This is a genomic window from Paenibacillus pabuli NBRC 13638, assembly GCF_001514495.1.
Taxonomy (GTDB): Bacteria; Bacillota; Bacilli; order Paenibacillales; family Paenibacillaceae; genus Paenibacillus; species Paenibacillus pabuli.
The window spans coordinates 863,988-879,205 of sequence record NZ_BCNM01000001.1; the positions used below are offsets into that span (position 1 = coordinate 863,988).

General features: G+C 35.0%; 12 protein-coding genes. 1 reads left to right on the plus strand and 11 read right to left on the minus strand.

Going from position 1 to position 15,218, the window contains the following annotated elements; genetic code table 11:
• Positions 1–439 precede the first annotated feature (439 nt).
• Complete coding sequence (locus PPA03S_RS32720) at positions 440–598, plus strand: YjzC family protein (RefSeq protein WP_143038097.1); 159 nt, start codon at positions 440–442, stop codon at positions 596–598.
• An 888-nt stretch (positions 599–1,486) separates the two neighbouring features.
• Here PPA03S_RS32720 and PPA03S_RS03395 read toward each other — a convergent pair.
• The 11 genes from PPA03S_RS03395 to PPA03S_RS03440 form a co-directional block, all read right to left on the minus strand.
• On the minus strand, positions 1,487–1,939 hold the full coding sequence (locus tag PPA03S_RS03395; protein WP_062319776.1) for a DUF6042 family protein: 453 nt from the start codon (positions 1,937–1,939) through the stop codon (positions 1,487–1,489).
• 18 nt (positions 1,940–1,957) lie between these two features.
• Entirely contained in the window at positions 1,958–3,970 is a 2,013-nt protein-coding gene (locus PPA03S_RS03400; protein WP_062319777.1) for an ATP-binding protein, read from the minus strand.
• A gap of 717 nt (positions 3,971–4,687) precedes the next feature.
• Positions 4,688–5,959, minus strand: a complete 1,272-nt coding sequence (locus PPA03S_RS33800; protein ID WP_062319780.1) for a GIY-YIG nuclease family protein — start codon at positions 5,957–5,959, stop codon at positions 4,688–4,690.
• Between the two features lie 367 nt (positions 5,960–6,326).
• Positions 6,327–6,611, minus strand: a complete 285-nt coding sequence (locus PPA03S_RS33630) for a hypothetical protein (protein WP_062319782.1) — start codon at positions 6,609–6,611, stop codon at positions 6,327–6,329.
• Between the two features lie 43 nt (positions 6,612–6,654).
• Complete coding sequence (locus PPA03S_RS03415) at positions 6,655–7,272, minus strand: hypothetical protein (RefSeq protein WP_062319784.1); 618 nt, start codon at positions 7,270–7,272, stop codon at positions 6,655–6,657.
• Positions 7,273–7,320: 48 nt separating this feature from the next.
• Positions 7,321–7,773, minus strand: coding sequence for a hypothetical protein (locus PPA03S_RS03420; protein ID WP_062319785.1), 453 nt, complete (start codon positions 7,771–7,773; stop codon positions 7,321–7,323).
• 682 nt (positions 7,774–8,455) lie between these two features.
• Positions 8,456–8,581, minus strand: a complete 126-nt coding sequence (locus PPA03S_RS34170) for a hypothetical protein (protein ID WP_281189007.1) — start codon at positions 8,579–8,581, stop codon at positions 8,456–8,458.
• Positions 8,582–8,892: 311 nt separating this feature from the next.
• Entirely contained in the window at positions 8,893–10,101 is a 1,209-nt protein-coding gene (locus PPA03S_RS03425) for a TIGR02391 family protein (RefSeq protein ID WP_062319787.1), read from the minus strand.
• A 1,613-nt stretch (positions 10,102–11,714) separates the two neighbouring features.
• A complete protein-coding gene (locus tag PPA03S_RS03430; RefSeq protein ID WP_062319789.1) occupies positions 11,715–13,538 on the minus strand; it encodes an AAA family ATPase in 1,824 nt (607 codons plus the stop codon).
• Complete coding sequence (locus PPA03S_RS03435) at positions 13,535–14,053, minus strand: ABC-three component system middle component 2 (RefSeq protein WP_068963923.1); 519 nt, start codon at positions 14,051–14,053, stop codon at positions 13,535–13,537. The genes PPA03S_RS03430 and PPA03S_RS03435 overlap by 4 nt, the downstream gene beginning before the upstream one ends.
• Positions 14,041–15,141, minus strand: coding sequence for an ABC-three component system protein (locus PPA03S_RS03440; RefSeq protein WP_062319791.1), 1,101 nt, complete (start codon positions 15,139–15,141; stop codon positions 14,041–14,043). Before PPA03S_RS03440 ends, PPA03S_RS03435 begins: the two co-directional genes overlap by 13 nt.
• Positions 15,142–15,218: the final 77 nt, after the last annotated feature.

Here is a 15,218-nt window from a genome sequence, read left to right on the forward strand (position 1 = left end):
AGTGGTATTGACCATTGTTATTTGTTTTAAACAATGGATATTTTGAAAAAACAATGAAAGTATTATTTTTATGTTTAAAGAACCTCCCCTTAAAATAAGAGGAGGTTCCAGGAATTTAGATTTAATTAATAGGTGTACGTACTTTGTTCTTTAATTAATGACTAAGTAATCTATACAACAGAAACGTTACCCAAAAAATCCAACACCATTTAATCAGCTTCTCCGTACTACGTTTCATCATTAAACGACTCCTGTAATCCTGGGAGCACTTACACCTATATATGCATTATAATTAGAAACTTGGTTGATTACAACCTATCCTGTGGCTAGATATCGCCTTTTGACATATAATCCATCTTCTCTATGTAATTCTTCTAACATAGTAATTAGAAACTTGTACTTAAATATTTCGTAAAAGAAAGTACAAGGAGGTGATAATATGTCAAAGCCATTAAAGTCAGGTAATTCGGCCCCAAAAACAGGAGATTATAAAGTTCTTGGTCCGAGAGGTGGTACGATTAAAACCGGTGTTACTGTAAAGCAAGGTGATACGCTTCCACCAACCCCAAAGAAAAACCAAACATACAAAAAACAATAGTAATGAGAGGGCTATGCCCTCTTTTATTATAAGAAGAATAATTAATTTTAGTAATAGTATTTTAAAAGAACATTCTCTTTAGGGTAGTAAATAAAGAAGGAATCATTTATCTTTTCGAGCTTTCTAGATTCAGATAATACGTGTCTTTCACTGTCTAGCATATAATGAAAATGTAGTGTTTCTAATTCATTGGACGGATCAGCTATTACTTTTATTTTAAGTTTTTTAGACTCCTTCTTGTTGAAATATTTAAATAACTTAGGATAAATATCTAAAGTAAACGCTATGTAGGTAACAAGTACAGAGAGTACTAAAAAAGAAACGATATAATTGCTAAGGAGTTTGTATAATGCATCCATATTCAATGTTTTAATTACTTGAAAAGGCATAAAGATAACTGAAATGAAGTTAATAAAGACGAACACATTTAAAACCTTACTATGAAAACCTTTGAACATGAAACGAATTAAGTAAATGGTTATTATCAAACCACTAATCAAAAAAATAAAAACCGTAGCATAGAATATGAAATAGGCAGTAAAAGTGCTAAGTTCAACTATGAATATCGGTATTAGGAGTAAAACGACTAACACGAAAGATGTTAGAATATGTTCTAAAAACTTTTCCCATAGACTTATATTTATAACCTCCATAGTATAATCAATTATTGTTTTGTTGAATGTTTTTATGAAAGTTTTAATAAATAAAAAAAATACAGTCATAATTGATACGATGGTTGGAATACCACTTTCAAAGAATGAATTCATTATAATGCTCCTTACACTATGAAAATATATTACCATTTTGTAGGCGGTGCTTGAATTAAATAAGAAGTCGCAAAAATACGACTTCAAGCTGCAGACTAAAATCAAATATCGTGATTAAATTTCAATTTATCCCAAGAGATTCGGGCGTAGGGAAAGGAGAAATTATTAAGTCATAAGTTTCATCCTCTTCAATAACAATGCCCCATTGTACAAACAAATTTAGCATATCTTGAAGACAAACAGGATACTTATAATTTGCAGATTCTAGTGAATATTTTATTTTTGTTTCGCGTTGTCGATTTTCCCAAAACTCGAGTTGTTCATTCTTATCCTTAAAATCATGACGAGCGACAAAATAATTATAATTGTTGTCATCGGAATATTGTTCTTCTAAATAATTCAGTATTTCATTTTTATTCAGTCCTTTTGATATTGTAAGACATAAACCCATCAGTATAGGAGATGCAATAGATGGTGCCTTTGCAATCCATCCATTATCAATGAATCCATTAGGAATTATTGTATAGTTTTCTTCTACTACACCTTCTCTAATTAAACTGAGCAGAGTATCCATAGTAACTGCACCTCACTTTTATTTTTGGGGAATGACATATTGATCTGGCATTATTGCTGTGTTTTCCTCTTGTATTTCAATAATTTGACCCACTTGATCTAAACGATCATTTAATTTTGCTCTTTCTAGTTGCAATTTATCGTCCAGATATTTGTGCCTTATTTCAAATTCCGTAAAGATGTCTGCCCAGGTTTTTATATAAACTTTGAATTTTCCTGTTTTGAAAACTAGTCCTTTTGAACGCTCGCCATGGTTAGCAGCGTTTTCTAATAATTGTTCAATATAACCTGTTTGATCAAACTTATTTCCAACAAGCAGAAACTCCCACTGCATTTGTGATGAGTTGAATTCTTGTTGATTAAGAATTACCTGGAGGTAGTTAATAACTTGGTCATATTGTTTTTTTCCAAGACTAATCGATGGATGTTTGAGTTCAACAACAATATTGCTAATTCTTTCAACCTGCTTTTCAACCCGGACCATAAATATATCCATTTCTCTAAGCTTATCAGGATGATCTATTTTCCCTTCTATCTCAACTTTCGTTAGTAAATGTACGTATCTTCTCAACGCTTCCTCAAATTTGGGTTCGGCCGCTGTAACAAGATGATATTGTTCACCAAAAATCCAATAGTGCTTTTCAATAAACTTCTGTAAATGATCAACTTCATTAGCTCTTAAATCCTTTCGAAAGACCATTTCCTGTAGATAGTTTATTGCCTTAAATCGATCCTGAACCAAGCGTATAGTTTTAATAACATTTGATAAGTGATTCGTTTTAAGCATATCGGATAATTCTTTTCGCTCTGTGCTATCTAATTCAACAATTCCATTCAGAACATCGAACAGCTTCTCTCGCTCACCTGCATCCATAATTAGATCCAAAAATCGAACAAAAGTTTTTTTCTGTTCTACATTCAGTTTAACGAAAATTTTAGGCTCTACTTGGTATAATTCTCGTATTAAATTCTCAAGCTCTTCCTTACGAACTTCATCCCATGGATTTCCCCCGTATTCTGGAAATGCATTTACAGTCTTGAAATCTTGAATAACAACGTCAGTATATTTTATTAGAAATGGTTTCCTTTTTTCTCTAAGGTATTCGTTCAATCTCTCAATCATAAATTTATATTCATCTGATTCAGTGTTGTAACCAAAAATTACTTGTTGTCCATCTTGGATATCGTCAAAGGAAAAATCGTCAAAAATGTGACTTTGAATATAAATGCTATGATAAAATGAATCACCTTTATTATTAAATTTAGTGTTTATTTTATGTCTCTCGTTATTGTTAGAATCGATAAAATAATATTTAGAGTATTCATGATTCAACCGCTCATTCCATCGCACATATTTAACAGAAAAGGAACTATCTATCTGAGGAAACTCAAATGTATCAAATTCAATTTCACCTATAATGTTATTGTAATCTAGGAGCTCACCGTTTAGTTTAATTTTATACCCCTGCCCTGAGTATAATTCTAAATACCATCCAAATTCACGACAAAGAAATCTTTTTATTTCACTTATATCAATACTTGTTTCGTAAATCCCTCTTAGAATAACGCATGTACCGATATTTTCTTCCACTATATTTGGATTAGTGACATTGTAAGTGTCCAGACTATTCTCTTTTATATGTATTGAGTACTTCCTTTTTACTGATTCATCCTTATAGACTGTTATCCACTCGGCTTCGGAACAAAAACGATGAAATGTCAAACGCCCAATACCATTTTTTCCATGAGTAGCGGATAGCATGTTTCTTAATCTTAGATTAGGATCTATTGATTTATCAGACTCGAAGAAGGGGGTGAACTTACCCTCTAGATCTTGGATCTTTATTCCATACCCATTATCTATAATTTGAATTTCGTTAATAGAACCTAACTCGTTTTGGAATGTTTGGAGCTCAATTATAGTTGCTTTTGCATCAAAACCGTTCCAAATATATTCAGAGATCGATTGCAGGTATGTATATTTTTTAAGCGACTTTTTTATTCCTTTAGTAGAAATCTGAATTTTTTTCATACTCTCAATCACTCCCATGACATAAATTATGATTTAATTCTATTCCAATATTTTCTTTTTGTATATATTGTAAAATCAATCGTCCGCATAATCCCGCTATGTAGCAAATTTGCCGAGAATTAGTATTGAGATTAACCTTCATGTTAGACAGATCCAATCTTTGGTGAAGTTTGAACTGCTTATCCAAACAATGAACCTCAAAGATTTTTGTTCAATATTTCAACTTTTTTTGTACGAGTAGTTTCCCGTTCTAGATCCTCTTTGTCTAAATATGAGAAATTATGGATAAAAGCGCTCGCTGCGCCGTTAGCAAATATAAATTGACCTTGATTCTACCATTATGTAACTATTCGACATCACTATATAAATATTGAATACTACTACCCTCCTTATATCTAATGTTAAATCAATAAGTTAACTTTTATGATAAGACCAAATGACGAGCTTGAAAAATACTTGGAGGATTCAATAATCAACATGTGACAGAAGGTAATTTGCTGATTAATAATGAAAGCCACTATCAAGCTATAAGGTCGTGTTATCAGAACAAGCCTTTAAAGTTATTCATTTGAGAATATTGAGTGAAGCCGTATCTTTGAAAGAGCCCTTCTCTCGAAGGGCCTTATGTATACCGACTAGCATACCCGCTCGTTCAATCTTCTTTGTTGATTGTGCCTAGTTCTCAATCAAATTGGATGTTACAAGCCAAGGGCCTATTTATTTTTTATTTATTTTTTGTCTTAACTCTAGAGCTTTTTCTCTACGCTCCTTTAATTCTAGAGATGGATAACGTACGAGGCCCTCATCTAATATTGCTATCTCATTATCGTAGTCTTTCAATTTTCGATAGGACATTGCATACGATTTATATAAGGCTGGAGCATTGTATCCGTTATATCTTGCAATATTAAATAGTTCAATAGCTTTTTCGAGACGGCCCTCTTTTCTTTCTATTTCGCCTTCTTCCCAATATGAGAACCCTTCATCGAAACCTTTTTCCCAGTTATTCAAATGCTTAATATCTTGAAGCAAGACTCGATTATGGATTGGATATATTGGAATTTCTTCAACAGAATTTGTCTCCACTACATCCCATTTTTCTTTTAAAAGCTTCCATACATCTATAAGATGATAAACAGGAATATGTATCCCGAGCCTTTCTAATGCTTTCTCTTGATCTAAATTAACCCTGGATACACCTTCATCTCCAATATAAATCCACGATGTGACCGACTTTGCAAATTGACTTTTGAGTATTTTATTCCCACTGGTTGATAATAATTTCTTTGTTTCACTTATGTATTTGTCTGGATTACCATTATATATGATATTCAGCTCATTCCTCATATTTCGGGTAATAAAAACTACTGCTTTTAAGTTATCATATTCAACTTTATCAAATGGACGTGAGGTTATGTTGAAGTAATGTTCCTCAATCTCATTTGCATACTGATGAGGAGCTCTTTCAAATGACAGTAGAGGGGTATTAAGACTACGTTCATATCCATTACCGCGTTTAGTAAACAGCGGTATTATACGATTCGTTAATCTATCATTAGTATCGTTTAGAAGCCTAACCATTTCTTGTGTCTCTAGTTCCAATGCTTGTTCTTCTGTTAATCCCATACCAATAAATCGATTTTCCGTATCATACATATTACGAATTCTTTCGGCTTCATATGCTCTCTGGTGGAAATCTTTAAACCGGTTACCGCGCCCCTTACCGACATAGAATACTTCACCTGTGCTCTTGATGAACCATTCATACACGTAAAAATCAGTAGCCGTATTCCCAGTAGGAACACCTACATGGGATGAGTATAAAGACAACCCCAGCTCATTCTTCATAGATAGTTCATAGGATACATCATTAGAAAGTGAACGATTCTGTTCTCCTAAAGACAAATCACCCGGATCTTTGAATTTTTTTGTATTATCATTCTGCTTTTTTGTTTTTTCTATACCAAAAATCCGTTTAATAAAATTCATTTTTATTCCCCCTGAATCTGTATCAATTCATTCTAAATAACAACTCAATTTCTAATGTACTGAATACCCTATAATTAAATTACTCTCAAAATATGTTTCCTTTAAATCTATTGTATATTAATGCATAAATATATAATTCTCACTAATTATGACAACACAAAACGAACACTACATTCGCACTTCTACGACATACTCCTTTTTCGCCGCAACGGGGCATCTAAATCGTCTTTTCATGAACACTCTCCTCATTTCATTTAGTGTATCTGAGGTGGCTTCGAGTGTCCAATCACTCTATAAACCCACTTTACGCTTTGTTATCAAATCGTAGACAGAAATAAGACGCCCTAGGGCGCCATCTGGAAAACAATTATTTTTGTCGTTTGACTGTGAAGTAGTGATGATTGTCCTTAAAGGTCAACTCGCCGTCTGAATATTTTATACGTTCGGGAAACTGACATAAATACTGAGTTCTAGTCCCTTCTGTCAGCTCCTCCAATGTAAACATAATTAGCGATGGCGTGCCTCCATAATTGGGAAGTGGCGCGACCTTGTATTCAACTGCCTTTATACGGCCTGAGCTGCGATCGTCAATGATACCGTTATGTGCTGTAATAGCGACTTTGAATAGAACAATGTTCTTGTCCTTGGACATCTTGCGACTTCAATGGAACCATGTTCTTGTGTCCCTCGACAGCTTATAACAAACATTTAAGTGTCATTAATCCAGTAACAGGATTCTCTTTTTCAGTTAACTTAGATTTTATTTTTTCTGAGTTACCTCGTGCAAATCTCATAAATTCATCTACTGATAGCTTAGATGTGCCACCATTATAGTTCTCTTGTTTTAGTATTTCAATTGCTGATTGCTCGTTGTAGTAGGAGAACATGGGATTATTATCAATTCCTTCTTTGTCTTTAAGATGGAATACTGAATCACTAGGACGCTCAATTTTACGCAGATGCTTAAAATAACTGGATATATCTGGTTTAGATGTAGTAAGCTCATTCTCAAATTCTTTATATGTATTAGTTTCTAAGCTATCCTGGTACCAGACAAGATCATAAATATAATCACCACATTGAACCCACGAATGAGCGTTTATTGAATATGGTGCACGATAATATTTATGTTTAAATTCTTGATTAGTGTGCGAACTTAAATATGTTGCAACTAAACTTGATGATATATGACAGCAGTTTGGATATGTGTGATGTTTGTACAGAAACTTGATAAAGGGCTCCTCTATTTCGTACAGAAATTCACGTATTTCCTTGTTCATTTTTATATCCTCCTCTTTTTCTTCGATCCCCATATAGTCCTCCAAATACTTTTTAAAGATTTAAACCAGATATGCTGCGACTTAGTTGTATCTAATGGATGTATTTGTCCACTTTGGATCACGATATAAGTGCTTTTTGGCATCCCATTCCATTGTAACTTCTAAGCTTTGATCTGCGGAAGTATCTCCTGGATTGCTTCCTTTTGAAAATAGATGTTGTTCAATCCAGCGGATTCTATCTTCAGAGATTATGGATTTTTCCCAGTGGTTCTCATGAAAGATTTGATCGAAGAAAGCAATCCGAATTTTTGTTGCAATGTGTTCAATGCTATTTTGAACGCCTGGGGGTCTATCTGAGGTGATAATAATGGTAACTAATTTTCCTTCTTTTGAATCTTCCTCTTGCCCGACTCTCATGACAACATCGCAGTCATAGATAATGACATTTCCTTCTTCATTTCGCACCATTGGACCTGGTATATACGGCCATCTAAACCGATAGATTCCTGGATGCATTACTAATTCTTTTTTCATACTCAACACGCTACTCTTTATTTAATTTTAATACCTTCCTGTTATAGTATAGATCATTCGATTTTAATCGAGTAATGATCGGAATTCATGTAGAATTTTCAGATTTATTTATTATTTTCTTTCATTTGTTTCTTCATTTGACTGATTCTGCCCTGGGATATGCCAAGAATTTCAGCCCATTATTGCTGTGATGCATTTGGGTATTATTCCATGACTTTCGTTAGTCGCATTTGAGCAACTTCACGCCGATTCTGCTTCTTGGTTTGTGATATTTCATTATGGTCGTAATATGTTTCGTCAGGTGGAAGTACTGGACGCTCATGATCCCTATCTAACGAATTTACATATGTAGGTATCTGATTAAGACATGTTCTGCAAATAAAATAATCTCTGAAATATGATACTTCCTCAATAGATGAACAAAACATGCATTCCTGGGATCGATATCTTCTTAGTATCAGTTTGTCGTCTGTTTCGTCCAGAAAATATTCAAAGGGATCGCCAACCTCAATCCCAAGTATTCGTCTCATTTCAATAAGTAGCACAATTCTACCTAAAAAGAGTCTACTTTACGAACCATTCCAGTGTTTCTATCTTTTTTCACTCAAATAGCACCTCCTACTCATTCCTTATTGTACCATATGGGGTTAACGGGTTATGTGAAAAGGTTTTATATAACGAGCTATTCTTCCACAACTTCAATGTTGAACATTGTCAGTATTTTGGATAGTTGTACACGGGAAGGGCCACCAAACTCATGAATTTTCATGATCCCTGTTCTTACAGTGAGTATCTCAGTTTTTAACACCGAAATCCATTCTCCTTTTTCTAGGCCGTTCTCTCGTAGTCGTTCAAATTCATTGGTTTCTCCTTATTTGTTATTATTAGATCATTTGAAGCAGAATATATAAAACTCCGGGGCTCGGCTGGATGTAGATGCCGAACCCCGGACAATTTATCATTTGTCTATGTGACTAAAAGTATTTCAGATTGCTTTAGATAATATATAACTTTTTGTCATGATACTCCTTGGCCATTCCCACTCTCGCCACATCCAAGCATTACATAGCGTTAGTTTGTGAATGCGACTGAGTCTATGAATTCAATTAACGGTTTGTGTTATTTATAAAGTTCCTCGTTCATCGTGTTGATTTTTTCAGTCAATTCTTCAAGACCTTTTTTTCCTACGCGATTCAATTCATAACTGAGAGAACTCAAGTCATTCCTTCTCAACACGAACTCATTATCGACTACTTTTTGGAGGAATGCGACCATAAACTCTAAACCAGAATTGTGCGTAATTGACCTTAAAAAGTCATCATTACACTCAATCTTTTTTAATACACTTTGAAGCGCTTCATCGCTAGAGAGCAGATGATTCTGAAACAGTTTCAAACTCTTTGTTATAGGCTCAAATCCATCCTCAATTAAGGCTAACGCAGAGTGAGACTTAAATTTACCACAAATTGTCTTATAAATGGCGCAGATCAACTCGATATGCTCTTCAAAAGTAATGAGCTCAAAGATTGATGAATCCAACTCTAATAACAAATCGATACCCACATTTTGGTCATTGAAAAAGGTACTTTTAATTAATTCAAAGATCTTACCGAAACAGATCCTCTGCAGTTCAGCATCAACATAATCACTCGAAGAAGCAAGGAATCCTCTTATTTGTGATGCGTAAGAGTAGCAATTATTTCCGTCAAGCTTGAAACTCAGCTGAGTAATCTCAGCAATGAGTTGCTCCGCTTCAACATTCATAGCCCTATCGAGTCTACTGAACAACATCGATGCAAAGTAAAGTTGTTCTAACGCTTCCTGCTCTGTTGGATGTATCGTATAGTCATGTGCTAAGACGTTCCGAATTCCCATCACAGCGCCAGAGAATAACCACATGGTACCTTGTTGTGGGTCATCACCGCCAGCTACCTTAAGAATAGTTGCCCTCTCAGTAGTCCCCTTCTTATTATTAATTGTAAAAGCTTTTTGCATTAGTTCTGTACCAACATGTTGTAGCCTACTTTTTAGCTGAACATCATTATCCAACGCTACATAAGTATCGAGGACAGCCGAACGATAATGCCCATCTTCGAAAAGCCTTTTGGCGACCCCCAACACTCTCGGATGCAAACCATCCAACTTACTTGGTTGAGTTGCGACTGGAGTCGGCTCCTCTATTACAGGAGCTTTAGATGCTGGCGATGGAGCTGCAGGAACTGCTTGATCCCTCAAGAGCGAATAGCCCTTTTCCAATAACGTAAGTTGTGTCGGGAACTTCACCTCACCAGTGACTAAGCCTTCTTCGACTAAAGTACGTACCATCATCAAGCTCGGCTGTTCTTCGTTTACCTCAGGGAAGAATACGGAGTAGTCCCTGCGTTCAATTGCTACTGCATCACCCCAATATTTCGAAAGAGCCTGAAGATTCTGCAGAGCTCTTATTTTGCGTTTCGGTACTGAGGGGAACTGATCAACGATTTGATGAATCGTATACCCCTCTGTATAGCCGTTAGGATTACCGATGAATAGTGTTGCTACCGGCTCTTTGTTGATTGTGCGGTATCAAGTGAATGCCGATACCTTCATCAACTGTGGTAGAAGTTTTCGTTCAGCAGGCAAATCCTCTAAGCACTCGTGGGTGATCTGGAAGTCACCACAATTCGGGCAGTTTATCAGGTAAACATCTGACCTGTCTTTCATTTGTCCTGCTTCATTACCGCAAAGCGGACAATTAATCTTCGATGTCATACGATCACTCCATACGTTGATTTCACATGCATTAGCATATTTAAATATTCACCAGAGAGGGACTTAACTCCTGCCCCGAAAGCAAGAACCGACAAGATCCACGCTCAATGGAAATAAAAATACGGCTACCTGTTTAGGACAGCCCCTTCTTGTGGTTCTCTAACTCACTCCACTTACATTAACTTTAGAAGCTCGGTAGTAATATCTGTTGAATATCGAACTTTATTTACAAGCAATTCCCGTGTTCCTGATTGCTTCTTACCTGGTTCTTGGATTGTGATTTTCCTACTTGTGACTCCACTAAGGTAGGTTAAAAAAGCAACCCTATAAGTAGGTTTGATTTTCCAAGCTTCCGCTGGATTAAGATCTTTATCTAGGTAAACAAAGTACAACTCTCTCCATTGGACACCTATCGGCGTGGGAATGAGGTCGTTTGTTCATGTCCCTCTCGGCAATCGGTACAAGTTCTTGTTCTCAACTGCCAGTTTCAGTCTGATATTTCGCTTGTTTAATGCCTAGCCGACCATGTTTAACCTCTCATCGTGTCAGTTTTCCTTTAACTATTTGAACATTGTTATGTATTATGGGTATTTAATGAACTTGTAAGTGCGTGTGCGTAATGTTTAGATATACACCTAATCGGAAATCGAACGATGTTCTTGTCCCTCGACAACTGAAGCATAAAACGACTGCATATCGAGAGGAGCATAATGGTTCGTTGCTTAGCCAACACTGAAATCACTCCTGTACATTTAAGAACGTATGTTTGTATATATTATAAAACGAACATACGTTCTTTGTGCAAGAGGTAAATATTTATATTAGGTATACGAGGAAGTGATGGATTCAAATCATACTAAGTCACCAGCTTCGCCATTATTTGAACTCCACCAGTAACAACTTCTTCTCCAGTAGAGATTTTAATTACCATAGCAAAATAACAAACGTAATAAGTCAAAATGCCTATCGCATAGTTGATTGTTGTTGTTATAAATAAATGTAACAACGTTTTATTAATTAGCCCCTTTTCACAAAAAAACCGTCGATCATTTTCAGATCAACGGTTTAACGGTTCAAGAAAATTTTATTCAATCTCATGTCTCGATAGTGAGTTCATACCAGCTTATACTCATCACATTTCCCAATAACAAACATTAAAAAGAATTGTTAATTGAAAGAAATACAAGCTGTTATACATTAAAGAAACCATATCTCCCTACTTCTTTGTTTTTTGTAAACTCAATGTAATTTATTTTTTTTAAAATAGATATTGGAGGTTTTTTATTTTCCAATATAATTACTTGTCGTTTTGTTTGAGCTAATTCTTCAAAAAATTTGTTTTGCAGTTCTTCAGGCGTCTTATCTTCGTTTTCATCTTGTTCCTTATAGGAGGTTACAGGGGAATCAAGGACAACAAATCCTGGGTGAGGCAAAGCGCTACTAATACAATATTCCATTAATCCTATAATAAAGGCTCCATAACTAATAGATCGGTATCCTTTTCCAAATAACCTCCTTGCTTTTCCTGATATAAGAACATCTTTATTTTTAGGATCAAAATCAACAGTAGAAGAATCCGGAAAGTTCCAATCAGTCAAAAATCTTTGTATATGCACACACAATTCAGCTATTAATCCAGTGTAGTCCATTTCAACAGTTTGATTCTGTTCGTCTACTTTTGTTAAAACTAATTTACTTGCTATTAATTCTCTTTCATTCATCAGTTTTTCAATCGATGATCGAAAACCAGAATATTCAATTATGTTTTTTTGCTTTTTTAGAAATGCTGTCAATTCCTCTTGAATGAATAGTATCTTTGGAGAGAGTTGCTCATCGAGTTTAATACTTATTTCTTCATACTTTAGATTAACATCTAAGGTTGATTCTAACAGTAAAGCTTTTTCACCTTCCATAGACTCAAGTGCATCATTAAGGTCTTTAAGATGACTATTTATTTTAAGAAGTTCTTTCGTATATGAGTCCTTCCTTTGTTTAATTTCTACGTGGTCGCAATCTTCTGTATTTGTAATTAGTTGATTACAATGAGGACACCTTTCAAAGTCTAACATCGAAAAGTAATGATCCCCTTCAATCAAGAATGATAACCTTTTAATGTCAGTCTCATATTGTTCTTTCAGGAGATAAAATCTCTTGATTAATTGATTAGTAGAGAGTAGCCTAGACTCATTACTTTGAATATTCTCCCAGAAGATCTTACGTTTTTCCGTTAATGTTTCGATTTCCGAACTTAATCCACTCCGTTTTAATAACAACTGTTCAATATCTTCAGATAAATTGTGGTCACTCTGTGGCAATTCTAATAATTTAATTTCCGCTTCTATATCCAAAATTAGTTTATTAATAATATCTATTTGAGCATTAAAAAAACCATTTTGGTTGTCAGTCTTTACTGTATTTCGTGTTACAGAATCATCTTTATTTGAGATGATAAGCTTAAAAATAGATTCCTCTGCGGTTTGGTTGTTATTTTTAGATTGAATTGGTGAGTTCTTTGAAATGATCTCAACCTCATTAATAAGAATATAATCGTTAAAACTACGGTAGCTGAACCTTTGAGTTTCCTTAGTTCCCTTGTTTTTAATTACAAATAACTCTGTGTTTATAAAGCCAGACAACTTCATGAGAAAACTGGATACGCTTTCTTTCTTCGCATGCTTTTGAGCTAATTCTGTAAATTTGCTATTAGATTCAATTTCCGAAATAGCTGAGTTATATTTTTTAACTTTTCCCCCTGTCAGTCCTCTCTCAAGAGTATAGACTTGGTTATTACGGCTGATTATCTCAAGCTGGACAGTGTGATACTCCTTAGCTTCATCGATGGGTTCAGGTAACTCGGTACCACCTAACATAAAGTTAATACATTCAAAAATATAAGTTTTCCCTGTATTCGACGGGCCTGCAATCACATTCAATCCACTCTTAAACGAAACCTCTGAAACTTTCTCATCATTCCCTATAATTCGGAGCTTTCTAAGTTCAAAGCCGTAAATCATTCAAGACCACTCCTTGTAAGAGCTTCGTACATAAACTCTCCTCCCCAACTTCCAAGTTTATTATCAATATATCCTTTTAGTTCTTCATCCGAGTATTCTGAAAAAAATTGACTAACCCAAAATGCATTGTTCCGTAATAACTTATAATACTCAGACTCAAAAAGATCTAGAAAAGCATTTGTTAATTCCGTGGCTATATAAGAAACACCATTTCCCCCAAAAACAATTTCTAATAAGGTTCTACTGTACATTAAATCCAACCCATCTTGCATAGCTTTCCTTCGAACAACAATTTCTCCTGAACGATGAGGAGTAGCAGGGTGAATTGAATCCGGTGAATTGGGATCACCGATATCCCTGGTATGTAATACTAAGTAATCGTAGTAAACCAATCTTTGCAAATCGAGATAAGCCGGCTGATTCACTGATAATATAATTAAAGCTCTTAATCCAATCTCCAATGGAGAATTAAAAGCCATATCATTCGCCGAATGCTCTGCCATTAGTTCACCCATTTCTTAATTTCGTCTTCATTAGCCAGATGATGGCATATCCCTGCCAAATCATTACCCTTCAGTGAATTGTATAGAGGGTAACTCGGTACATTTAGGTTTCGAGCTGCTAGACAAACTTTTTTGACTCTCTCAAATCCATCTTCATGTTCAGACTCAAGTATATCTATTATGCCATCGTAAACTTCTTCCTTCAGCTCTTTAAAAGCATCTACACCAGGAGGAAGTGTATCTCTTTCAAACCTCATTAGTGATTCAGCAGAATAAAAAGATTTCCTTTGCCTTTCAAAATGGTTAAAAAAGTTATGATGTTCAGGAAGCTCTTTAACAATAATCCGCTTTACTTTATGACTATCAGAATATGCCTCAAGGAGCTTCGTAATGTATAACAACTCATCTTCCGCAATTTGTTCAGGAGGAAGCACTGGCTGAGGCCGGTTCTTTTGAAGTCCACCAAACCTATAAGGGAAATATCTAGTTTGAGCATGTTGTTCGATTAATCTTTGTGGTTCAACACTATCAATAATAGTGAAATCGAAGGAGGAAACATAATCAGAGAAATCTCCTTGTAATTCAATATTCTGCTTAATGGTAATCTTTTTCTTACACTTTGTTTCCCAGTTTGCTATGAGTCCTTTCCTTAGAGATTCAGGCTCATCTATTAAATCTCCTAAAGTTGTAGATACACCTTTTGGGGCTACGAAGTAATACTTTCTAGGAACAGTATATTTACCAATATAAGTGTAGTAACAAAGTTTTCCAAGTTCTATCCAAATATTGCTGGGAGTAAGAGCATTATCGTAATGCTTGCATTGATAATTATCCCATATAAGTTGCTCCTTCTTGTCATAGACTGAATATGCAACTACATCTCTACCCATATCACCGGCTCCCCCACAGCGGCGAACCTTTACATATGTCTGAGCAAGATATCCTGTAGCCCATTCACAAACTAAATCTTCAAAGTCATCTTCGGAAATAACTTGTAATCTTTTAATCGGTTCAATAGTCTTTCCTAAGAGTAAATCAGCATTTGTGATTTTCTTCTGAATAACAGGAATTGGTATCTCTAATTCTTCCTCATCGTTCACATTTGTTCACTCCAATCTATACAATATTTAGTAAAATAGTACCACATGCAGCCAGTATAATCACCTAAATATTCCAT

Bases quoted from the DNA above. Each gene is read 5' to 3' on its own strand.
- PPA03S_RS33800 (WP_062319780.1), bottom strand. From the start codon at position 5,959: ATGAATTTTATTAAACGGATTTTTGGTATAGAAAAAACAAAAAAGCAG.
- PPA03S_RS03420 (WP_062319785.1), bottom strand. From the start codon at position 7,773: ATGAAAAAAGAATTAGTAATGCATCCAGGAATCTATCGGTTTAGATGG.
- PPA03S_RS03430 (WP_062319789.1), bottom strand. From the start codon at position 13,538: ATGATTTACGGCTTTGAACTTAGAAAGCTCCGAATTATAGGGAATGAT.
- PPA03S_RS03435 (WP_068963923.1), bottom strand. From the start codon at position 14,053: ATGGGTGAACTAATGGCAGAGCATTCGGCGAATGATATGGCTTTTAAT.
- PPA03S_RS03425 (WP_062319787.1), bottom strand. From the start codon at position 10,101: ATGATGGTACGTACTTTAGTCGAAGAAGGCTTAGTCACTGGTGAGGTG.
- PPA03S_RS03415 (WP_062319784.1), bottom strand. From the start codon at position 7,272: ATGGGGATCGAAGAAAAAGAGGAGGATATAAAAATGAACAAGGAAATA.
- PPA03S_RS33630 (WP_062319782.1), bottom strand. From the start codon at position 6,611: ATGTCCAAGGACAAGAACATTGTTCTATTCAAAGTCGCTATTACAGCA.
- PPA03S_RS03400 (WP_062319777.1), bottom strand. From the start codon at position 3,970: ATGAAAAAAATTCAGATTTCTACTAAAGGAATAAAAAAGTCGCTTAAA.
- PPA03S_RS32720 (WP_143038097.1), top strand. From the start codon at position 440: ATGTCAAAGCCATTAAAGTCAGGTAATTCGGCCCCAAAAACAGGAGAT.
- PPA03S_RS03395 (WP_062319776.1), bottom strand. From the start codon at position 1,939: ATGGATACTCTGCTCAGTTTAATTAGAGAAGGTGTAGTAGAAGAAAAC.